This is a genomic window from Carbonicoccus niuqiaonis, assembly GCF_050157065.1.
Classification (GTDB): Bacteria; Actinomycetota; Actinomycetes; order Propionibacteriales; family Propionibacteriaceae; genus Avipropionibacterium.
This window is the reverse complement of record NZ_CP189573.1, coordinates 2,396,688-2,416,376: the sequence shown is the minus strand read 5'-3', so window position 1 is coordinate 2,416,376 and position 19,689 is coordinate 2,396,688. Positions and strand designations below refer to the sequence as shown.

18 protein-coding genes are annotated in these 19,689 nt (G+C 70.2%); 13 read left to right on the top strand and 5 right to left on the bottom strand.

All coding sequences use genetic code 11. From position 1 onward, the window contains the following. Position 1 precedes the first annotated feature (1 nt). Positions 2-805, top strand: coding sequence for a TrmH family RNA methyltransferase (locus ACQBAU_RS11035; protein ID WP_434549194.1), 804 nt, complete (start codon positions 2-4; stop codon positions 803-805). A gap of 178 nt (positions 806-983) precedes the next feature. Here ACQBAU_RS11035 and ACQBAU_RS11030 read toward each other — a convergent pair whose 3' ends face one another. Both ACQBAU_RS11030 and gluQRS read right to left on the bottom strand, forming a co-directional pair. Next, positions 984-2,033 (bottom strand): acetylxylan esterase family protein, encoded by a 1,050-nt coding sequence (locus ACQBAU_RS11030; RefSeq protein WP_434549193.1) that lies wholly within the window; start codon positions 2,031-2,033, stop codon positions 984-986. A 93-nt stretch (positions 2,034-2,126) separates the two neighbouring features. Then, positions 2,127-3,020, bottom strand: a complete 894-nt coding sequence (gene gluQRS, locus ACQBAU_RS11025; protein WP_465256716.1) for a tRNA glutamyl-Q(34) synthetase GluQRS — start codon at positions 3,018-3,020, stop codon at positions 2,127-2,129. A gap of 35 nt (positions 3,021-3,055) precedes the next feature. Between gluQRS and ACQBAU_RS11020 the strand changes: the two genes are divergently transcribed. The 7 genes from ACQBAU_RS11020 (at position 3,056) to ACQBAU_RS10990 (ending at position 10,897) form a co-directional block, all read left to right on the top strand. Continuing rightward, a complete protein-coding gene (locus ACQBAU_RS11020; protein ID WP_465256717.1) occupies positions 3,056-4,072 on the top strand; it encodes a helix-turn-helix transcriptional regulator in 1,017 nt (338 codons plus the stop codon). Next, positions 4,069-5,055: a helix-turn-helix transcriptional regulator gene (locus ACQBAU_RS11015; protein ID WP_465256718.1), complete on the top strand. Its 987-nt coding sequence runs from the start codon at positions 4,069-4,071 to the stop codon at positions 5,053-5,055. The genes ACQBAU_RS11020 and ACQBAU_RS11015 overlap by 4 nt, the downstream gene beginning before the upstream one ends. 79 nt (positions 5,056-5,134) lie before the next feature. Next, a complete protein-coding gene (locus ACQBAU_RS11010; RefSeq protein ID WP_465256719.1) occupies positions 5,135-5,557 on the top strand; it encodes a hypothetical protein in 423 nt (140 codons plus the stop codon). A gap of 174 nt (positions 5,558-5,731) precedes the next feature. After that, positions 5,732-5,974, top strand: coding sequence for a twin-arginine translocase TatA/TatE family subunit (locus ACQBAU_RS11005; RefSeq protein ID WP_434549188.1), 243 nt, complete (start codon positions 5,732-5,734; stop codon positions 5,972-5,974). Positions 5,975-6,011: 37 nt separating this feature from the next. Beyond that, the gene (gene tatC / locus ACQBAU_RS11000) at positions 6,012-6,959 is read left to right on the top strand and encodes a twin-arginine translocase subunit TatC (RefSeq protein ID WP_465256720.1); all 948 of its coding nucleotides are present in this window, start codon (positions 6,012-6,014) and stop codon (positions 6,957-6,959) included. A 34-nt stretch (positions 6,960-6,993) separates the two neighbouring features. Continuing rightward, on the top strand, positions 6,994-7,971 hold the full coding sequence (locus ACQBAU_RS10995; protein ID WP_465256721.1) for a diacylglycerol/lipid kinase family protein: 978 nt from the start codon (positions 6,994-6,996) through the stop codon (positions 7,969-7,971). A gap of 79 nt (positions 7,972-8,050) precedes the next feature. Then, positions 8,051-10,897, top strand: coding sequence for a DEAD/DEAH box helicase (locus tag ACQBAU_RS10990; RefSeq protein WP_465256776.1), 2,847 nt, complete (start codon positions 8,051-8,053; stop codon positions 10,895-10,897). A gap of 72 nt (positions 10,898-10,969) precedes the next feature. Here ACQBAU_RS10990 and ACQBAU_RS10985 read toward each other — a convergent pair whose 3' ends face one another. The 3 genes from ACQBAU_RS10985 to ACQBAU_RS10975 all read right to left on the bottom strand — a co-directional run bounded on the left by ACQBAU_RS10985 (position 10,970) and on the right by ACQBAU_RS10975 (position 14,177). Continuing rightward, on the bottom strand, positions 10,970-11,122 hold the full coding sequence (locus ACQBAU_RS10985; RefSeq protein WP_465256722.1) for a hypothetical protein: 153 nt from the start codon (positions 11,120-11,122) through the stop codon (positions 10,970-10,972). Between the two features lie 155 nt (positions 11,123-11,277). Then, on the bottom strand, positions 11,278-12,666 hold the full coding sequence (locus tag ACQBAU_RS10980; protein ID WP_465256723.1) for a metallopeptidase TldD-related protein: 1,389 nt from the start codon (positions 12,664-12,666) through the stop codon (positions 11,278-11,280). Further along, entirely contained in the window at positions 12,666-14,177 is a 1,512-nt protein-coding gene (locus ACQBAU_RS10975) for a TldD/PmbA family protein (protein ID WP_465256724.1), read from the bottom strand. Before ACQBAU_RS10975 ends, ACQBAU_RS10980 begins: the two co-directional genes overlap by 1 nt. A gap of 240 nt (positions 14,178-14,417) precedes the next feature. On the opposite strand from ACQBAU_RS10975, the gene hisF reads away from it, so the two are divergent. Genes hisF through ilvD form a run of 5 tightly spaced genes read left to right on the top strand, consistent with a single transcriptional unit; the run spans position 14,418 to position 19,652 of the window. Continuing rightward, a complete protein-coding gene (gene hisF, locus ACQBAU_RS10970) occupies positions 14,418-15,197 on the top strand; it encodes an imidazole glycerol phosphate synthase subunit HisF (RefSeq protein ID WP_434549181.1) in 780 nt (259 codons plus the stop codon). A 31-nt stretch (positions 15,198-15,228) separates the two neighbouring features. Further along, entirely contained in the window at positions 15,229-16,212 is a 984-nt protein-coding gene (locus ACQBAU_RS10965; protein ID WP_465256725.1) for a 2-hydroxyacid dehydrogenase, read from the top strand. Further along, on the top strand, positions 16,209-16,634 hold the full coding sequence (locus ACQBAU_RS10960; protein ID WP_465256726.1) for an HIT family protein: 426 nt from the start codon (positions 16,209-16,211) through the stop codon (positions 16,632-16,634). The genes ACQBAU_RS10965 and ACQBAU_RS10960 overlap by 4 nt, the downstream gene beginning before the upstream one ends. Continuing rightward, the gene (locus ACQBAU_RS10955) at positions 16,634-17,956 is read left to right on the top strand and encodes a glycosyltransferase 87 family protein (RefSeq protein WP_465256727.1); all 1,323 of its coding nucleotides are present in this window, start codon (positions 16,634-16,636) and stop codon (positions 17,954-17,956) included. The genes ACQBAU_RS10960 and ACQBAU_RS10955 overlap by 1 nt, the downstream gene beginning before the upstream one ends. After that, positions 17,949-19,652: a dihydroxy-acid dehydratase gene (gene ilvD / locus ACQBAU_RS10950; RefSeq protein WP_434549177.1), complete on the top strand. Its 1,704-nt coding sequence runs from the start codon at positions 17,949-17,951 to the stop codon at positions 19,650-19,652. The genes ACQBAU_RS10955 and ilvD overlap by 8 nt, the downstream gene beginning before the upstream one ends. The last annotated feature ends 37 nt before the right edge of the window (positions 19,653-19,689 follow it).

The following is a 19,689-nucleotide window of genomic DNA, read 5'->3' as shown; positions in this document are numbered from 1 at the left end:
GGTGGGCGACGAACTGATCACGTCGGCCGCCAACCCGCTGGTCAAGCGGATCCGCAGGCTGGCGCAACGCCGTCACCGACGTGCCGAGCAGGCAACCGTCGTGTTCGGCATCCAGCCGGTCCGGCAGGCGGCCGAGGCCGGCTTCGACATCGACACCCTGGTCGTCGCCCCCGAGCTGCTGCGGGCGGAATCGGCCCATGCGTTCGTCGCCGACCTGGCCGGGCGTGGCGTCCCGGTCGCGCAGCTGTCGGGGGAGCTGTTCGGTCGACTCGCCGACCGCGACGGCCCGACCGGGCTGGCCGCGGTGGTCGGCACCCGACACGTGGACCTGGCCAGCTGGACCCCGACTCCGGCCGCCACCTACCTGGCCGTCGACCGGCTCGCCAACCCCGGCAACCTCGGCACCATCCTGCGTACCGCCGACGCCACCGGCACCGCCGGCGTGATCCTGGTCGGCGCGACCGCCGACCCGTGGGACCCGGCGACGATCAAGGCGAGCATGGGCGCGACCTTCGGGGTCCCGATCGCCACCGTCGCCGACCAGCCGGCCCTGGTGCGCTGGGCCCACGACCACGGGCTCCCGGTCGCCACCACGGCGGCCCGGGCCCCGCACGGGCTGTGGGAGATCGAGTTCCCCGAGTCGTTGGTGGTGCTGCTCGGTGCCGAGCAGACCGGACTCGACGACGCCGCGCTCGCCGCCGGTGACCTGCAGGTCAGCATCCCGATGGTCGGCACCGCCGAATCCCTGAACGTCGCCCAGGCCGCCACCGTGCTGCTGTACGAGATCTGGCGCCAGCACTCCTGACCGATCACGCTCCGCGAGGGGTGGTTCCGCTCGGCGGGCTCGTAGCGGTGGGCGCCACAGCGACACAGCTGGACGTATGCGTCGCGTGCGTCGCTCAGACGCCCTCTTTTACGAGCGGTCGGCGTGTCGGGGCGTCTCGACGGGCTCGATGGGCGTCTCGACGGGCTCGACGGGCAGGTCAGGCGACGGCGACCGGGGCGAGCGGGGGATCGTGCACGACGGACGCGGGGTCGGCCCACCACGCGGCGGTCAGTCGGGCGACCTCGGCGTCGTTGGCGGGTTGTTCGGGCCAGCTGGCGTGTCCGGCGGCGACCACGTGCAGCCAGGTGGGCCCGGCCATCGAGGTGGCGACGGCGAACTGTCCCGGCGGCGGCACGGCCGGGTCGGCGGCGGCGGCGATCACCATCACCGGGATGGTGGTCAGGGTCGCCGCCGTGGCGGAGTCGAGGTAGGCCAGCACGTCACGCTCGACCTCGGGGTGCTGAAGGTGGTACTCGGTCAGTGCCCGGCCCGAGCCGGTGCAGCGCAACCGCAACCGCAGCGGCTGGTTGCCGAAGCTCGGCACGGTCAACTGGGCGGCGGTGATCCGGGGGTCGTGCGGCAGCGCCAGCGCACCGATCCCGCCGCCGAAGCTGCCACCGGCGTAGCCGACCGGCAGCCCGGGGGCCAGCATCGTCGCCACGGTCACGCCCGCCCACATGTCGGCGGTCGACCCGACCAGGCTGGACGTGTGGCGCGATTCGATCCCGATCAGCACGTGCGTCCACGCGTCGATGCCGCCGTCGGGGCTGCCTGGCAGCATCCGGGCGACCGGTTGCACCGACAGCGTGTTGACCGGCGCCTGCCCCGGGTTGCTGCGGCCGCCGTACCCGTGGCCCTGCACCAGCGCACGGGTGGTCTCGCCCTCACCGCGGACCACCCAGCCGCCGAGCCGGACCCCGTCCAACGAGGTGAGCAGCAGGTCCGCCACCTGTTGTCCCGGCCGGACCGGACCGCCGACCTCGTCCGCGGTCAGCTCCCGCCACGGGCCGAGCCGCGGATCGGGATCGACCGCCAACGCCTCGGCGTACACGCCCTGCCAGAACTCGGCGAAGTCGGCCGGCGGGTCCGCCGGCGCTCCGACGGTCAGCAGATCGGCCACCGAGTAGCCGTGGGTCGGGTCGAATCCGTGGTCCGGATCAAGGTCGGTCGCGGCGCGGTCGACGCCGGTGATGCGTGTGATCGGCACCGCTCCATCCAAGCAGAACCGGCCGCCACGTCCAGCCGGCCGGGCGTACGGGTCACACGTCCTGACACACGCGTCGCGCCACACGGGTACGCCTCACGCGACGACCCACGGCTCCCGGGGCAACGCGCCCGGGTCGAAGCGGTCGAGCAGCACCGCCACCGTCACCGGCTCACCCACCTCGGCCAGTCGCAGTGACACCGCGATCCGGCCCAGCACCTCCGCCGGTCCGACCCCGACCGCGGCCAGGTCGGCCAGGGTCACCGCCCCGTCCCGCTTGGCCAGCCGTTTGCCGGCCGCGTTCACCGCCAACGGCACGTGTGCGTACGACGGCGCCGACAACCCCAGCTCCCGGGCCAGCCACGCCTGGCGCGGTGACGAGTCGAGCAGGTCGTCCCCGCGGACCACCTGGTCGACCCCGGCCGCACCGTCGTCGACCACCACCGCGAGGTTGTACGCCGCGGTGCCGTCGTTGCGGCGGACCACGAAGTCGTCGACCACCTCGGTCACCTCACCGGCCCACCGGTCCCACACCGTCGAGGTGGCAGCGGCGGCCCGGACACGCAGGGCCGCCGGCCGTTCGGCCCGACGCCGTGCCCGCTCGGCCACCGACAAGGAGGCACAGGTCCCGGGATAGTGCCCCACCCGACCGTGCGGGGCCGAGGCCGCCTCGGCGATCTCGCGGCGGGTGCAGAAGCACTCGTACACCCGGTCACCCAACTGCTCGAGCGCCGCAGCGTAGGCGTCGCAACGCTCCGACTGCACGACGAGCGGCGGATCGAAGTCCAGCCCCAGCGCCGCCAGGTCATCCCGCTGCCGGAGCGCCACCACCGGGTCACTTCGTACGGCGTCCAGGTCCTCGATCCGCAGCAGGAACCGGCGCCCGGTGGAGCGGGCCAGCAGCCACGCCACGACGGCGGTTCGCAGGTTGCCGAGGTGGAGGGCACCGCTGGGGCTGGGGGCGTACCGTCCAGCTCCGGGTGTCGCCATCACGCCTCCGCTGTCGCGCTGATAACTTCAGGGCCATGGCAGCTGCGAAGACGGAACGCCTGCTGAACCTGACCATCTGTCTGTTGTCGATGCGACACTACGTCAGCAAGGCCGACATCAGGCGGTACGTGTCCGGCTACGACGGCCAGTCCGACCAGGCGTTCGATCGGATGTTCGAACGGGACAAGGAAGAGTTGCGCCAACTCGGTGTCCCGATCGAGTCCGGCAGCAACGACCAGTACTTCGACGACGAACCGGGCTACCGGATCCGCCCCAGCAACTTCGAGCTCCCGCCGATCGAGCTGGACGCCGACGAGGCCGCCGTCCTCGGTGTCGCGGCACGGGCGTGGCGGGAGGCCTCGGTCGCCGGCGCCTCGGGCAGTGCGATGACCAAGCTCCGCAGTGCCGGCGTCGAGTTCGACCCCGACCGGCTGCCCGCCCTGGAGCCGGCGGTCGCCACCCGCGAACCCGGTTTCGCCGTCTTCTACGACGCCGTCCTGGAACGCTTCCCGGTCACCTTCGACTACCGCTCCCGCGGCCGCCGGACCGTCGAGCCGTGGCGGTTCACCTCCAGCAAGGGGCGGTGGTACGTGCTGGGTCGCGACCTCGACCGGGACGCACCGCGGATGTTCAAGTTGTCGCGCATCGTCGGGATGCCGACCCAGTCCGGCCCCGCGGGGTCGTTCGAGGTGCCCGCCGACGTCGACCTGGCCGAGCTGTCGAAGGGTCTCGAACCACAGGCCCCCACCCGCGAGCTGGTGGTGGCGGTCCGCGCCGATCGGGTGCCGGCCCTGCGGCGGCGGGGGACCGCACCGGCCGCGGACGACCAGCGAGCCGTACGGTGTCCGGCCGGTTTCGACGCGGTCGTGGTCGCGTACGAGTCGACCTCGATGGTCGTGGCCGAGCTGGCCGCGTACGCCAGTGACGTCGTGGTGCTGGATCCGCCCGAGGTACGTGACGCCCTGCTCGACCACCTGCAACGCCTCGTCACGCAGCCACCCGCGGGACGACCCGAGGACTCCGCGACACCCGGGAAGGGGAGCGCCTCGTGAGCAGCGTCAGCGGCAATCAGGTGACCAGGCTGTTGGCGCTGGTCCCGTACCTGCTCCGCCACGACGGGGCCCGGGTCCGCGACGTGGCGCGCGAGTTCGGCGTCACTCCCAGGCAACTGCGCCAGGACCTGCACGTACTGCACTGGTGTGCCCTGCCGCAGCAGATGTACGGCGACTACATCGAGATCGACCTGCAGGCCGTCGACGGCAACGGCACCATCCACCTCAGCAATGCCGACTACTTCTCCCGGCCGCTGCGGTTCACCACCGACGAGGCGGTGGCGTTGCTGTTGGCACTGCGGAGCCTGCGCGAGGTCGCCGACCCGGAGCAACTCACCGCGATCGACAGCACGGTCGACAAGCTGGAGAAGGTTGCCGGTGCGGGTGCGGAGCAGACCGCCGGGCGGACCGAGGTCCGCGTCAGCGCGGGCACCGAGGAGGTCCGTACGGCGGTCCATCGCGCCCTTCGCGACAGGCACCAGCTCGACCTCACCTACGACGTCGCCTCGCGGGCCGAGACCACGCACCGGCGGGTCGATCCGCTGCGCACCTCGGTCCGTGACGGGTACGCCTATCTCGACGCCTGGTGCCACTCGGCGAACGGGTTGCGGGTGTTCCGGATGGACCGGATCGTGGCGGCCGAGCCGGCCGACGTCCCGGTCGAGGAGCACCCAGGGGTGGAGTTGCCCGACCCCGGATCCGACTGGTTCGACGCACTCGCGGGCGCCCCGGTGGTCCGGTTGGCGTTGGCCCCGGAGGCGCACTGGGTCCGCGAGTACTACCCGACGGTGTCCGCCGACGACGAGCCCGCTGCCGACGGCACCCTGGTCGTCGAGGTGAAGGTGGCCGACGAGACGTGGCTGCGGGGGTTGCTGCTCCGACTGGGCGACGCCGCCCGGGTGGTGGAGCCCAGCGGCGCCGACCAGCCAGCCCGTGACGCGGCCGCCGAGACGCTCGCCATGTACGCCAGCCTCGGGCTCTGACCGACCTGCTCTCCGTCGTCGGCCCGGTGGGTACGGGTGGGTCGACGCCGACGGTGTCCGCGGCGGTAGGGTCTACCTCGTGTCGTGGATCGTGATCGCCTTCTTGGTGATCGCCCTGATCGGGGTGATCGCCACCGTCTGGTACGCGTACGTGCTGTGGGGCAAGGCGACCGACCTGTTCGACCAGATGACGGTGGTGGGCAAGCGGCTCGGCAAGATCGCCGAACTGGTGGCCGAGATCAAGTTCCCCGAGATGCCCGCCGAGGACGACGACGCGACACCGCGGAAGTCGGGTACCGCTGCCAAGGAGAAGTCGGGCACCGCTGCGAAGGACGGGCCGGAGCCGGCACGGGCGAAGCGGTCCGGTACGACCCGCGAGGTGTCCGCTGAGCGGGACGCCGAGGTGGACCTCGACGCAGACGTCGAGGACGAGCTCGACAACCCGTGGGCGTCCGACACACCGCGCCGGGCCGCCTCCGGGGCCGGTACCCGGGCCCGCTGATCCACCCAGTGGCACGACGTGGTCGATCACAGCATGGAAACATCCCCCTGACGGGGTGGCGGTCTGGCCCTTGAGAGGTAAGCTGACGGTGCGCAGACGGTTGCTGAAGACGTCAGGAACCAGCGATGAAGCTGCGCCCAACGACAGGAGGCCGTGATGCCAAACCTCGGACCCATGGAAATCGCGATCATCGCCCTGGTGATCCTCGTGCTGTTCGGCGGTGCCAAGTTGGCCGGCCTCGGCAAGAGCACCGGACGCGCGCTCCGCGAGTTCAAGGAGGAGACCAAGGGTCTCGCCGCGTCCGACAAGAAGGACGACGAAGTCGTCGAGGAGCCGTCGATCGAGGAGACCGACAAGCTCAAGGCCGACGAAACCGAGGCCGAGGTCGTCGACGCCAAGCCGCGTTCCGACGCCTGACGTCCGCGCGTCAGAGAACGTGTGAGACGGAGACACCATGGCGCTGACCGTGAGGGGCCGTGAGCTCAGCTTCGCCTGGCTGAAGCCCCCGCCGTCCCCTCCGGACGGCAACATGAGCCTGTACGACCACCTGCGCGAGCTGCGCTACCGCGTCCTGTTCGCGATGATTGCTGTCGGTGTGGGCATGGCGGTCAGCGCCATCTTCTACAACCAGTTGTACGGCGTGCTGATGTGGCCACTGAACACCGCCAGGGCGGAACTGGCCATCAGCCACCCGGACCTGCAACTCCAGGCAACGAACAATGACATCACCTCGCCGTTCATCATTGCGATGAAGGTGGTGGCGATCTGCGGCTTGGTCTTCACTGCGCCTGTGTGGCTGTACCAGCTGTGGGCGTTCATCATGCCCGGACTGCTGGCCAACGAGAAGAAGTGGGCCCGCATCTTCGTGGGGTGCGCCACCCCGCTGTTCCTCGCCGGCGTGGTCACCGGCTACCTGCTGATGCCCAAGGCCGTGTCGGTACTCATCGGCTTCACCCCTGAGGACCAAGGCATCCTCAACCTGCTGACGGTCGAGACCTTCCTGAGCTTCCTGATCCGCGTGATGTTGGTCTTCGGGGCCAGTTACTTGATTCCGCTGCTGATGCTGATGCTCAACTTCGTGGGCGTCATCAGTGCCAAGCAGATGAAGAAGTTCCGACCGTTCATCATCTTCGGCGCCTTCCTCTTCGCGGCGGTCGCAACCCCGTCGACAGACCCGTTCTCGATGATCGCCCTGGCGCTGCCGCTCACCATCCTGATGATGATCACCGAGCAGATCGCCAAGTGGAACGAGAAGCGCCTCGGCAGGAACAGCGACGATCCGCTGGCCAGGGACAAGGTGCTGCAGGACATGCTGGCTGCGGACGAAGCGGCCAAGCTCGAGGCCGAGAAGGCCGAGGCGGCAACCGAGACCCAAGCATTGGACTCCGCGGACAAGAAGTGATCGGTTCGGCGGTCGAGCCCTTACGGTTGTCGGTGTGACCATTCATCTTGTCGCCAACCCGACCTCGGGGGGCGGCCGGGCCGCCAGGATGCTGCCCCGGGTGGTGGAGCAGCTCCGTCGCACCTTCGTCGGGCGACCGTTGGTCGTCCAGAAGGCCACCAACTACGCCCACGCCCGGCAGGTGATCAACGACGCCGTCGCCTGCCACACCGAGGACGAGGTGCTGGTCGTCCTGGGCGGTGACGGGATGATGCACCTCGGGCTCAACGCGGTCGCCGGCACCGACGTACCGCTCGGCATGATCGCCGCCGGATCGGGTGACGACCTGTGCCGCGGTCTGGGCATCGACGTCGACGACCCCGGCCAGGCCCTCGAGTTGATCGGACTGCCGGCTCGGCCGATCGATCTGCTCCGGGTCGACCCCCTCACGCCGGTCGGCCCCAACCGAGGCAGGGGCGACGACTCGCCGGTCAGTGCCGACGAGCAGCAGCGGCGCTGGGTGGGCTCGATCCTGTGCAGCGGCTTCGACGCCTTGGTCAACATCCGCGCCAACGCGATGACGTTCCCTCGGGGGCGGCTGCAGTACCCGGTGGCGGTGTTCACCGAGCTCCGTGACTTCCAGCCGTTGCGCTACGAGCTGGTGGTCGACGGCGAGCGCCGTGAGCTCGAGGCCATGCTGATCGCGATCGGCAACACCTCCAGTTTCGGTGGCGGGTTGCGGATGTGCCCCGACGCCGACCCCGACGACGGACTGCTCGACATCACGATCATTCACCCGGTCGGTCGGGCGAAGCTGGTCCGGATGTTCGGCGAGGTCTATGCCGGGACCTTCACCCGCATCAAGGAGGTCGAGCTGATCCGCGCGCGCCGCGTCGAGCTGTCCGGCTGGCTCGCCGACGGGACTCCGTTGACCGCCATGGGCGACGGCGAGCTGATCGGTTCCATCCCACGGGTGATCGAGTGCGTGTCCGGCGCGCTCAACGCGTACGCCCCACCCCAACACCCCCGCTGACCCGGACCCCCGTACGCCACCTCGCTAGGCTGGATCGGTGTCCGGACAACCGCTCGACCCTGCCGCGGCGTACCAACGGATGAACCAGCGGCGCGCCAGCCCGGTGCTCGCCGAGTTCGCCGACCTGCACACGTTCGCCTTCGACGACTACCAGGTCGAGGCCTGCGAGCACGTCGAGGCAGGCTCGACCGTGCTGGTGGCCGCGCCGACCGGTGCCGGCAAGACGATCGCCGGTGAGTTCGCCGTTCACCTGGCCCTGCAGCAGGGCCGCAAGTGCTTCTACACCACCCCGATCAAGGCGCTGTCCAACCAGAAGTACGCCGACCTGGTGCGGCGACACGGGGTGGCGCAGGTCGGGCTGCTGACCGGCGACACCTCGGTCAACCCCGAGGCGCCGGTGGTGGTGATGACCACCGAGGTGCTGCGCAACATGCTGTACGCCGGCTCCTCGACCCTGTCGGGGCTCGGCTTCGTGGTGATGGACGAGGTGCATTACCTCGGCGACCGGTTCCGCGGTGCGGTCTGGGAGGAGGTCATCATCGGCCTCGCCGAGTCGGTGCAGGTGGTGGCGCTGTCGGCGACGGTCAGCAACGCCGAGGAGTTCGCCGAATGGCTGGGCGAGGTCCGCGGCGACGTCCGCGTGGTGCTGAGCGAACGTCGACCGGTGCCGCTGTTCCAGCACGTGATGGTGGGCCGCAAGCTGCACGACCTGTTCGCCGACGAGGCGCCCACCGCCGTCGCGCAGCCGACCGAGCGGGCCCCCGACGTCAATCCCGCGCTGGTGCAGATCGCGAAGTCCGAGACCCGCGCCGTTCGCGACGACTCCCGTCGACCCCGCGGTCGCAGCGGCAAGGGCAAACGCCAGGGCCGGTACGGATCTGGCAAGTACGGCGGTGCCGCCCACCGCGACCAACGCGACAAGGCACCCCGCTGGACCCCGAGTCGTGCCGACATGGTGCGCACCCTCGCCAGGGCGAAGCTGCTGCCGGCGATCGTGTTCATCTTCTCCCGCGTCGGCTGTGACGCGGCCGTACGGCAACTGCTCGGCTCCGACGTCATGCTCAACACCGACGTCGAACGTGCCGAGGTGCGCGACATCGCCGCCAAGCACGTCGCCGGGATGCCACCCGACGACCTCGCCGTCCTCGGCTGGCACCCCTTCCTCGAAGCGTTGGAACGCGGGATCGCCGCACACCACGCCGGACTGCTGCCGGCATTCAAGGAATGCGTCGAGGAGCTCTTCCTGGCCGGGTTGATCAAGGTCGTCTTCGCCACCGAGACCCTCGCCCTCGGCATCAACATGCCGGCCCGCAGTGTGGTGCTGGAGAAGTTGGTCAAGTTCAACGGTGAGGCCCACGTCGACATCACCCCCGGCGAGTACACCCAACTCACCGGCCGGGCCGGCCGCCGCGGCATCGACGTCGAGGGCCACGCGGTCGTGCTGTGGCAGCCCGGGCTGGAACCGCGATCGGTCGCCGGGCTGGCGTCACGGCGGACCTACCCGTTGCGGTCGTCGTTCACCCCGACGTACAACATGGCGGTCAACCTGGTGAATCGGGTCGGACGGGAGCGCGCCAGATCCCTGCTGGAGCAGAGCTTTGCGCAGTTCCAGTCCGACAAGTCGGTGGTCGGGCTGGCCCGCGCGATCACCCGCAACACCGACGCTGCCGCCGAACTGTGGGAACGCACCCACTGCGAGCTGGGCGACTTCGCCGAGTACGCGAAGCTGCGGGGCAGCATCTCCGAACTGGAGGCCGAAGGGGCCCGCCGGCGCAAGTCCGACCGCCGGGCCGAGGCGGCCGAGTCCGTGCGTGCCCTGCGGCCCGGCGACCTCATCCGGGTGCCGTCGGGCAGGTCCTCGGGCTGGGCCGTGGTGCTGGGGGTGACCGTCGACTCCGAACGCGAGGGCCCGCGGCCCCAGGTGATGACCGAGGACCGCCACGTCCGTCGGTTGTCCATGATCGACTTCCCGGTGCCGGTGGAGGCGTTGGGACGGGTGAAGATCCCCCGCCAGTTCGACGCCCGCGACGCCCACTCCCGCCGCAGCCTGCACGCCGCCTTCCGCAGTCGGTTGGCGAGTCTGGACCACGTCGACGTACGGCCTCGCTCCGGTCCGGTCGACCCGGAGCTGGCCGACGAGATCGCCCGACTGCGCGAACGTGTCCGGTCACACCCGTGCCATCGGTGCCCCGACCGGGAGCAGCACGCCCGGCACGCCGAACGGGCGATGATGTTGGAGCGGGAGAACGAGCGGACCGCGGCCAAGATGGAGTCGCGGACCAACACGATCGCACAGCGGTTCGACAAGATCTGCCAGGTGTTGGAGAGCTTCGGCTACCTCGGTGAGGGCGGCCGTTCGGTCACCGACGCCGGTCGGATGTTGGCCCGGATCTACAACGAACTCGACCTGGTCACCGCCGAGTGCGTCCGCCGCGGGGTGTTCGACACGTTGAGCGCACCACAGCTCGGGGCCGCGTTGTCGACGCTGGTGTTCGAGGCGCGCCGGTCCGACGATCGGCGGCGCGTCGTGCTGCCCGACGCCCGGACCGACCGGGCCGTCGCCGACATCCGGGACGTGTTGCGCGAGGTGTCCCTGGCCGAGCGTGACGTACGGCTCGACCGTGGCCGCGAGCTCGACCCGGGGCTGGCGCTGGCGATCTTCGACTGGGCCGAGGGGGAGCCCCTGGCCGGGGTACTCGATCGCAGTGACCTGACCGCCGGCGACTTCGTCCGATGGGTGCGGCAGGTGATCGACTTCGCCGACCAGATCGGGGTGGCGGCCGGGGACGGGCTGCTGCGGGAACGGTGCCGCGACCTGGTGCGCCGGATCCGTCGCGGGGTCGTCGACTTCACTCCTGAGGAGGTCGATCCCGAGACGATCCGTCACCTGGGCGAGGATGACGAGGCCGCTGAAGAGCCGTCCTGAGTCACCGTCAGCTGGCCGTCGACCCGCAGCTGTCGATCAGCGCCGGTGCCTGACAGCGACATCGGTAGGCGGTCACCGCCGTTCGGCTTCCCGGTCGGCCACGATGTCCGCGGGCGGGACACTGACACCGGAGCGTTCCACCCGTACGCGGGCGGAGGCCAGCACGTCGGCGACCGTCGGCCGCGTGGCCAGCCGGGTCAGCTCCCCAACCAGGTACTCCCGCAAGGATGACCCTGTCTGGTCGCCCGGGACCCGAGTTCGCGGTGGACCGCGGGTTCGACGTTCCGGATCCTGATGGTGGTCGGCGATGACGTCGGATCACAGGGCGTGGTCCGTGCGGTTGATCCGGACGGCCTGACGCTTGCGCACTCCCGGCGACGTCACGACGCCTGCGACACCGTCGACATGTTGAAGTCGGGCACCCGCAGTGCCGGCATCGACGTACGGCTGAACCAGTCGTTCCACTCGCGGGGGAGCACGATCTCGGTGGCCGAGGCCTCGGTCACCCGCCGCAGCAGGTCGACCGGCGACTCGTTGAACCGGAAGTTGTTGACCACGCCGGTGACCTCACCACCGGAGACCTGGTAGACCCCGTCGCGGGTCAACCCGGTCAAGAGCAGGGTCTCGGGATCGACCTCGCGGATGTACCACAGGCAGGTCAGCAGCAGCCCATTGTCGGTCGCCCCGACCAGGTCGGTCAGCCTGCCGGACCCACCGGCGTCCATGATCAGGTTGTCGCTGCCGGGATGGGCACCCCGTCCGGACTGCTCGCCGACCGCACGGGTGGCGATCAGTTCGTTGAGCACGCCGTCACGGAGCCAGTCCTCCCGGCCGACCGGCAAGCCGTTGTCGTACACCGAGCTGGTGCCGCCACCGGACGAGCAGGCCACGGTGAACGGGCTGCCCTGCAGCCCGGGGTGGCCCGGATCCGACCACAGCGTGATCGGCAACGTGGCAAGGCGTTCCCCGATGCGGGTGCCCCCACCCGGCGCGGCAAACACACTGCGGCCTTCGGCTGCGTCGCGCCAACTCGCCGTCCAGTACAGGTAGATCATCAGGTCGGCCACCGCCGACGGTGGCAGCAACGTCTCGTACCGGCCGGCGGGCAGCTCGATGCTGCGTTCGGTCCAGTCGTAGCGTTGCCGCAGTTCGGGCCACAGTGCCGTGACGTCGATGTCGGTGAAGTCGCGGGTGCCGCGGCCCAGCCAGGCCGACCGTCGCATCGACGGGTCCTTGGCGTTCAGCTCGAGCCGCCCGGTGGGCTGCACGTGCCGCCGCCGGATCCCGCTGCTGGTGCCGAGCCAGGTGGTGGTCGCGATGTGCTCGGCGAAGCCGAACAGTGACACCGATCGGCCTCGCGCCTCGCCGAAGGTGTCGGCCAGCCCGGCGGCGAACCCGGACAGCACGTCGATCGAGGTCGGCTCGGCCGCGGCGGTGAAGTCGGGGTCGGTGCCCTCGGTGAGCAACGGCATCGCGTCCTCGGCCGGTGAGGCGGTCTGCGCCGCGGCCTCGGCCGCCTCCTTGATCGCGATCGCCTCGGCCTCGGTGCCGAACCGCGAGGTCACCACCCCCGAGCTCGCTTGGTCACCGTCGTGGCGGATCGCGATCACCGTCAACGTCCGGTCGTGCATCTGCCCGTTCGTGGTCAGGGTGTTGTGGGCCCACCGCAGGTTGGCCTGCGTGGTCTCGGAGACGATCGCGACCAGTTCGTCGGCCCGCGACCCGGCGAGCACGCGCTCGACGATCTCGGCACTGGGTGTGATGGACATCAGTGATCACCTTCGGCAGCAGTGTTGAGCACGTTGACCCCGCGGAACAGGGCACTGGGACAGCCGTGGCTGACCGGGGCGACCTGGCCGGGTTGGCCCTTGCCGCAGTTGAAGGCGCCGCCCAGCCGGTACGTCTCGGGCCCGCCGACCGCCTCCATCGACCCCCAGAAGTCGGTCGTCGTCGCCTGGTAGGCGACATCGCGCAGCTGACCGTCCAGTCGACCGTTCGTGATCTTGAAGAACCGTTGCCCGGTGAACTGGAAGTTGTAGCGCTGCATGTCGATCGACCACGACTTGTCGCCGACGACGTAGATGCCGTCGCGCACCGTACTGATCAACTCCTCGGTGCTGGGCCCGTCGGGTCCGGGTTGCAGTGACACGTTCGGCATCCGCTGCATCGGGATGTGGCCGGGGGAGTCGGCGAAGGCGCACCCGTTCGAACGACCATGATCATGTTCGGCGGCCATCTGCCGGTTGAGCTGGTAGCCGGTCAGCACACCGTCGGTGATGATCTCGAACTCCTGCGCCGCCACCCCCTCGTCGTCGTAACCGACGGTCGACAGGCCGTGGGGGACCGTCCGGTCGCCGGTCACGTTCATCACGGGACTGCCGTACTGCAAGGACCCCAGCTTGTCGATCGTCGCGAACGAGGTGCCCGCGTACGCCGCCTCGTAGCCCAGTGCCCGGTCGAGTTCGGTGGCGTGCCCGATCGACTCGTGGATGGTCAACCACAGGTTCGTCGGGTCGATCACCAGGTCGGTCGGGCCGGCGGTCACCGACGGCGCCTTCACGTGCTCGGCCAGCAGGTCTGGCAGCTCGGCGACCTCGGTGTCGAAGTCCCAGCCGGTGCCGGTGCAGTACTCCCAGCCGCGGCCGACCGGTGGCGCGATGGTCCGCATCGTGGAGAATCCGTCGCCGACGTTGATCGCGGTCAGCTCCGGGTGGATCCGGACCCGCTGCTGACGGATGTCGGAACCGGCGAGGTCGGCGTAGAACTTCGCCTCCCGGACGTAGTGCACCCGCGCCTCGGTGTGGTGCACCCCGTCGGCGGCCAACAACCGCTCCGACAGCTCGATCCAGCGGCTCTGCCGTTCGGTGTCGGGGACCTCGAACGGGTCGACGTCGTACGCCGAGGTCCACCGAGCGCCGGCGTGGACCGGTTCGTCGGCCAGCACCACCGGGCGATCGCCCAGGCGGGCCGACACCGTCGCGGTCGCCACCGCCTGCTCGGCCAGCGTGGCCGCCGCATCGGTGGTCAGGGTCACCCCGGCGGCAAAACCCCACGCACCGCGGTGGATGACACGGACGCTGATGCCGAGGTCGACGCCGTCGGTCTGCGACTCGACCCGGGCGTCGCGGACCGACAGCACACCCTCGCGGATGCGTTCCACCCGGACGTCGGCGTGGTCGGCGCCGAGCTCGAGGGCCCGGGAGAGGGCGGCATCGGCCAACTCGGCGAGGGGGAGCGCGGCGAACTCCGGATCGAGCGCCGGTTCTGTGCGGGTCACCATGGTCAGAACCTATCCACTCCCGTACCGAAACGCGGCGATTCCTCGCCGATCGCCGCTCGACGCGGCCTGGGCAGCCAGATCGCCGCGTTTCGGCACCGGGCCACCTCAGCCCTGATGCCCACTCTCGTACCGAAACACGGCGATTCCTCACCGATAGCCGCTCGACGCGGCCCGGGCAGCCAGATCGCCGCGTTTCGGTACCGGACCCGGAGGACGGCGCCCGCGGCCTAGGCTGACGGGATGACTGTGGCCGTACGAGTGATCCCGTGCCTGGACGTGCACGCCGGACGCGTCGTCAAGGGCGTCAACTTCACCCAGCTGCGTGACGCCGGTGACCCGGTCGAGCTGGCCGCCGCGTACGACGCCGCCGGCGCCGACGAGGTCACCTTCCTCGACATCTCCGCCTCCTTCGAGGGTCGCGAGACCACCCGCGACGTGGTGAGCCGGACTGCCGAGACGGTGTTCATCCCGCTCACCGTCGGCGGTGGGGTGAGCAGTGTCGACGACGTCGACGCACTGCTGCGGGCGGGTGCGGACAAGGCCGCCATCAACACCTCGGCGGTGCACCGACCCGAGGTGATCAGCGAGATCACCCGCCGGTTCGGCAACCAGGTGCTGGTGCTGTCGGTCGATGCACGTCGCGAGGCCGACCAGCCGTCCGGGTTCGGTGTCACCACCCACGGCGGCCGCAAGAGCGCCGACCTGGACGCGGTGGCGTGGGCCAGGCGGGGAGTCGAGCTCGGGGTGGGGGAGATCCTGCTCAACTCGATGGACGCCGACGGCACCACCAACGGCTTTGACGTCGAGATGATCGCCGCGGTCCGTGAGGCCGTCGACGTACCGCTGATCGCCTCCGGTGGTGCGGGCAGGGCGGCCGACTTCGTCGCCGCGGTCGAGGCCGGGGCCGACGCCGTACTCGCCGCCAGCGTGTTCCACTTTGGTACGTTGACCATCGCTGAGGTGAAGTCGGCGCTGGCAGCCGCCGGCCACCCGGTCCGGCAGCCCACCGCGACGACCTGACGACACCACCCGTCACTCCAGGAGGAACCCGATGCTGGCTTGGCTCCCGTTCGCCGACGCCGACGACCTGCAGGCCCGGATCGGTGGGCTGCCCGACGGCGTCGAGTTCGAGCCGGCCACCTCCGGCACCGAGCTGGGCGCTTCACCTGACAAGGTCGAGTTCTTCGTGCTGCCGTACCTGTCGGGCACCGCAGCCCTCGACCGGATCGACGAGTTCACCTCGCTGCAGGTGGTGCAGACCCAGACCGCCGGGTACGAGGACGTGCTGGCCCGCATCCCCGACAGCGTCACCCTCTGCAACGGCGCCGGCATCCACGACGCGTCGACCGCCGAGATCGCGATCGCGCTCGCCCTGGCCAACGGCCGCCACCTCGACGACTTCGCCCGCAACCAGACGTCCGGCAGCTGGGCCCCGCAGTGGGGTACCTCGATCGCCGACAAGCGGGTGCTGATCCTGGGGTACGGCCAGATCGGCAAGGCGATCGAGGCCAGGCTGGCCGGGTTCGAGATCGCCTCGATCACCCGGGTCGCCCGGACCCCACGTGACGGCGTCCGGCCGGTGTCCGAGCTGCCGGAGTTGCTGCCCGAGGCGGACGTGGTGTTCGTGATCGCCCCGCACACCCCGCAGACCGACAAGATCCTCGACGCGGCGGCGCTGGCGCTGCTGCCCGACGGTGCCCTGGTGGTGAACGTGGCCCGCGGCAAGCTGGTCGACACCGACGCCCTGGTCGCCGAGACCAGCAGCGGTCGGCTCCGCGCCGCACTGGACGTCACCGACCCTGAGCCGCTTCCCGCCGGCCACCCGTTGTGGACGATCCCCGGCGTCACCATCTCGCCCCACATCGGCGGCGCCAGCAGCGCCTTCCAGCCCAGGGCGGACAAGTTGATCAAGGCACAACTGACGGCCTGGGCGGCCGGGGAGCCGCTCGCCCACGTCGTCAAGGAAGGCCACAGCGTCAAGGAAGGCAACGTCGTCAAGGAAGGCCACAGCGTCAAGGAGGGAACGCGTCGATGACCAACCCGACCGGCACCGACCCGGACTGCGTGTTCTGCAAGATCGTCGCCGGCGAGCTGCCGTCGCGGAAGGTGTACGAGGACGCGCACGCCCTCGCCTTCCTCGACCTCAGCCCGTTCCACCGCGGCCACACCCTGGTCGTACCGAAGCGTCACGTCACCGACGTGGTCACCGCCGGTGGTGCCCTGACCGAGATCGCCCCGGTCATCGAGCACACCGGCCGGCTGCTGGTGGATCGGCTGTCCGCCGACGGACTCAACATGGTCACCTCGGCCGGTGAGGTCGCCGGCCAGGAGGTCTTCCACCTGCACGTCCACCTGATCCCGCGGTACGCCGAGCGTCCCGGACTGCGTCGGCTGCTGGACCGCAGCGCCGACGACTCCGCCGAGGAGCTCGACGCCGTGCTGGCAGAGCTGAGCTGATGCTCGCCCGGTTGCGGACCGGCGCGATCGAGTTCGTGCTGCCGTTCGCGGTGGCCCTGCTCATCCTGCCGTTCGTGATCTCCGGCGGTTCACTGATCCCGTGGTCGCCGGCCACCACCGACCTCGAGGTGTACGTCTACGCCGCCAAGGACCTGCTGGCCGGCAAGGACGTCTACCAGACGGTGTCTCCGCGCGGGCTGTTCTTCATCTATCCGCCGATCGCGGCGATCCTGATGATCCCGCTCGCGTTCGGGCCGTACGTGGTGTGGCAGCTCGTCTGGACCGCGTTGTTGATCTTGTCGCAGAACTTGGTGCTGGCCCGGACCGGGATGCGACGGGGGGTCGCGCTGGCGCTGGTGTCGGCGTGCGTGGTGATCGCCATGGAGCCGATCCGAACCACCTTGGGGTACGGCCAGGTCAACACCATGCTGATGATGTTGGTGATCGCCGACCTGCTGCCGGTCAAGGGCCGTCGACGGATCATCCCGCAGGGTGCGCTGATCGGGTTGGCCGCGGCGATCAAGCTCACACCGTTGCTGTTCCTGGTCTTCCTGTTCCTGGTCGGCCGACGGCGGGCGGTGGTGGTGGGCACGATCACCTTCGGCGTACTGACCGTGATCGGTGCGGTCGTGATGTGGGCCGGCACCGTCGAGTTCTTCACCGGGCTGGTCGGCGGCAACACCAAGACCTCCGGGCCGCAGTACGTCGGCAACCAGTCGCTGGTGGGGGTGACGACCCGACTGGCGGGGGAGACCACCCCGGCAACCCTTGCCGGGTTGGCGATCGGAGGCATCGTCGCCCTGTTGAGTGTGCTGGTCGCGGCGTACTGGTGGCAGCACAAGGAGCGTGCCTTCGGGGTCGCCCTGGTCGGGATCGCCACCTGCCTGGCGTCGCCGTTGTCGTGGACCCACCACTGGGTGTGGGTGCTCCCCCTCGGTGTGCTGGCCATGATCTCGGAACGACTGCCCCCATGGACCCGGGTCACCGCCGGGGTGCTGACGGTGTGGGTGTCGATCTGCCTGCCGCTGACGGTGCTGCCTTACCACAAGGGGGCGGCCGACTCGTACACGATCCTGCAGCAGGGGATCGCCAACGCCGGACCGGTGCTGGGTGCCGCCCTGATCGTGGCGCTGGCCGTACGACAGGTGCTTCGGGCCCGCACCGCGGCCGGGACCGACCCGACGATGGAGGGATCGCCGGAGTCGACCGTCGACGACACGCCGGCTCCGAGGAGCACGGACGAGGCCTCCGGTGGGGTCTCGGAGCGCGGATCTGGTGGAGCTGGCCCCGGGAAGCAGGACTACGCTTCCGGGCATGACTGACCAGCGCACCCGTACCGAGGTAGATCCCAAGCCACGCTCCCGTGTGGTCACCGACGGGTTGGAGGCGACGGCGGCCCGCGGGATGCTCCGCGCGGTCGGCATGGGCGACAGCGACTTCGCCAAGCCGCAGATCGGCGTCGCGTCGAGCTGGAACGAGATCACCCCCTGCAACCTGTCCCTCGACCGACTGGCGAAGGCGGTCAAGGACGGCGTGCACGCGGCCGGCGGCTACCCGCTGGAGTTCGGCACCATCTCGGTCTCCGACGGCATCTCGATGGGGCACGAGGGGATGCACTACTCACTGGTCAGCCGCGAGGTGATCGCCGATTCGGTGGAGACCGTGATGTCGGCCGAACGCCTCGACGGCTCGGTGCTGTTGGCCGGCTGCGACAAGTCGCTGCCCGGCATGTTGATGGCCGCCGCGCGGCTCGACCTGTCGTCGGTGTTCCTGTACGCCGGGTCGACGCTGCCCGGTCAGGTCGACGGCCGCGACGTCACGATCATCGACGCGTTCGAGGCGGTCGGGGCCTGCGTGAAGGGCCTGATCACCCGCGAGAAGGTGACCGAGATCGAGAAGGCGATCTGTCCCGGCGAGGGCGCCTGTGGCGGCATGTACACCGCCAACACGATGGCCTCGGCCGCCGAGGCGCTCGGCATGAGCCTTCCCGGCTCCGCCGCCCCGCCGGCGGTCGACCGGCGCCGCGACGGCTTCGCCCGCCGCAGCGGTGAGGCCGTGGTCGCGATGCTGCAGCAGGGGATCACCGCCCGGCAGATCCTCACCAAGGAGGCGTTCGAGAACGCGATCGCGGTCACCATGGCGTTCGGCGGCTCGACCAACGCGGTGCTGCACCTGCTGGCGATCGCGTACGAGGCCGAGGTCGAGCTGACCCTCGACGACTTCCGCCGGGTCGGGGCGAAGGTGCCGCACCTGGGCGACCTGAAGCCGTTCGGCCGGTACGTGATGAGCGACGTCGACAAGGTTGGCGGGGTGCCGGTGGTGATGAAGGCACTGCTGGAGGCGGGCCTGCTGCACGGCGACTGCCTGACCGTCACCGGTCGGACGATGGCGGAGAACCTGGCCGACATCGCACCGCCCGACATCGACGGCACGATCATCCGCGCCCTGGCGCAGCCGATCCACCCGACCGGCGGGATCACCATCCTGGAAGGGACCTTGGCGCCGGAGGGGGCCGTGGTCAAGAGCGCCGGCTTCGACGAGACCACCTTCACCGGTACGGCGCGGGTGTTCGACGGCGAGCGTGCCGCGATGGACGCCCTGGAGGACGGCACGATCACCGCCGGTGATGTCGTGGTGATCCGCTACGAGGGCCCCAAGGGTGGCCCCGGGATGCGTGAGATGTTGGCGATCACCGGTGCCATCAAGGGCGCCGGCCTGGGCAAGGACGTGCTGTTGATCACCGACGGCCGGTTCTCCGGTGGCACCACCGGGCTGTGCGTCGGACACATCGCCCCGGAGGCCACCGACGGCGGACCGATCGCGCTGCTCGTCGACGGCGACCGGATCACCCTCGACGTGGCGTCGGGCCGGCTGGACGTGGCGGTCGACGAGGCCGAGCTCGAGCGGCGCCGCGCGGCCTTCGTCCCGCTGGATCCGCCGGCCCGGGCCCGCCGTGGCGTGCTCGCGAAGTACGCCCGGACCGTCCAGTCGGCCAACATCGGCGCGATCTGCCGCTGATCCGGGGCTGGTGCCGGTACGAAGGGGCGCCACGGCG

Coding starts and splice junctions, on each gene's coding strand:
- ACQBAU_RS10980 (WP_465256723.1), bottom strand. CDS start 12,666: ATGTCCATCACACCCAGTGCCGAGATCGTCGAGCGCGTGCTCGCCGGG.
- gluQRS (WP_465256716.1), bottom strand. CDS start 3,020: ATGGCGACACCCGGAGCTGGACGGTACGCCCCCAGCCCCAGCGGTGCC.
- hisF (WP_434549181.1), top strand. CDS start 14,418: ATGACTGTGGCCGTACGAGTGATCCCGTGCCTGGACGTGCACGCCGGA.
- tatC (WP_465256720.1), top strand. CDS start 6,012: ATGGCGCTGACCGTGAGGGGCCGTGAGCTCAGCTTCGCCTGGCTGAAG.
- ilvD (WP_434549177.1), top strand. CDS start 17,949: ATGACTGACCAGCGCACCCGTACCGAGGTAGATCCCAAGCCACGCTCC.
- ACQBAU_RS10990 (WP_465256776.1), top strand. CDS start 8,051: ATGAACCAGCGGCGCGCCAGCCCGGTGCTCGCCGAGTTCGCCGACCTG.
- ACQBAU_RS11005 (WP_434549188.1), top strand. CDS start 5,732: ATGGAAATCGCGATCATCGCCCTGGTGATCCTCGTGCTGTTCGGCGGT.
- ACQBAU_RS10975 (WP_465256724.1), bottom strand. CDS start 14,177: ATGGTGACCCGCACAGAACCGGCGCTCGATCCGGAGTTCGCCGCGCTC.
- ACQBAU_RS11020 (WP_465256717.1), top strand. CDS start 3,056: ATGGCAGCTGCGAAGACGGAACGCCTGCTGAACCTGACCATCTGTCTG.
- ACQBAU_RS10960 (WP_465256726.1), top strand. CDS start 16,209: ATGACCAACCCGACCGGCACCGACCCGGACTGCGTGTTCTGCAAGATC.
- ACQBAU_RS10965 (WP_465256725.1), top strand. CDS start 15,229: ATGCTGGCTTGGCTCCCGTTCGCCGACGCCGACGACCTGCAGGCCCGG.
- ACQBAU_RS10955 (WP_465256727.1), top strand. CDS start 16,634: ATGCTCGCCCGGTTGCGGACCGGCGCGATCGAGTTCGTGCTGCCGTTC.